At 68.6% G+C, this 905-nt stretch carries 1 protein-coding gene; it reads left to right on the top strand.

Annotated features, from left to right (window positions below; genetic code table 11):
• On the top strand, positions 1-849 hold an 849-nt coding region (locus tag ABD209_RS15540; RefSeq protein ID WP_344067828.1), incomplete at its 5' end, for a tyrosine-type recombinase/integrase.
• Positions 850-905: the final 56 nt, after the last annotated feature.

The raw sequence follows: 905 nt of genomic DNA, 5'->3' as shown, positions 1-905 counted from the left end.
GACGCGCTGCTACTGCAACGCGCCTGCGGCCTGCGGATCGGGGAACTGCTCGACCTTGAGCTTGACGCCGTCATCGACCTACCCGGCTCCGGGTCCTGGCTCAAGGTGCCCCTGGGCAAGCTCGACACCGAACGGATGGTCCCCATCGACGCCCAGATCCTCGCGCTGATCGACCGGATCACCGCCGCACGCAGCCCCGGACGGCCGATCCCACACCCACGCACCGGACGGCCCGCGGACTTCCTGTTCACCGCGCACGGCCACCGCATCGGACAGAACCGGCTGCGCAAGGAGCTCGACCGCGCCGCGAAGAGCGCCGGCATCGGGCACGTCACCCCTCATCAGCTCCGACACACCTACGCCACCGCCCTGGTCAACGCCGGCGTCTCGTTGCAAGCACTGATGGCCATCCTCGGACACGTGTCAGCCGAAATGAGCCTGCGTTACGGGCACCTGTTCGACACCACCGTCCGTGCCGAGTACGAGCGCGCGCTGGAGCTGGCCAAGCAGACCATCGGCGCCCTGCCCACCCCGAGCGAGCCGACCTCGAGCGCAGGCGACGACTGGCGCACCACCGCGACCGTCAAAACCGCCCTCGCCGGCGGCTACTGCCTACGCGCCCCCGCCCAAGGCCCGTGCAGCTACGCGAACATCTGCGAACACTGCCCCAGCTTCCACACCACCACCACCTACCTGCCCGTGCTGACCGCGCAACGCGACGACGCAGCCGCCCTCGCCGCAGACGCCACCACCCGCGGCTGGGACGCCGAGACCGAACGACACCTCCGACTCATCCACCGCCTCACCGCCCTGATCGACGACACCGCGACACACCCGACCGCCATGTGAGGCAAACAACGAAAAGGGCCGAACCGGAAAGAAATCCGCTGCGATTAGCCGGTTAA

It is taken from the genome of Nostocoides vanveenii (assembly GCF_039531165.1).
GTDB lineage: Bacteria > Actinomycetota > Actinomycetes > Actinomycetales > Dermatophilaceae > Nostocoides_A > Nostocoides_A vanveenii.
Note: the sequence above shows the minus strand (reverse complement) of the source record. Positions and strands in the feature narration are given on the sequence as shown.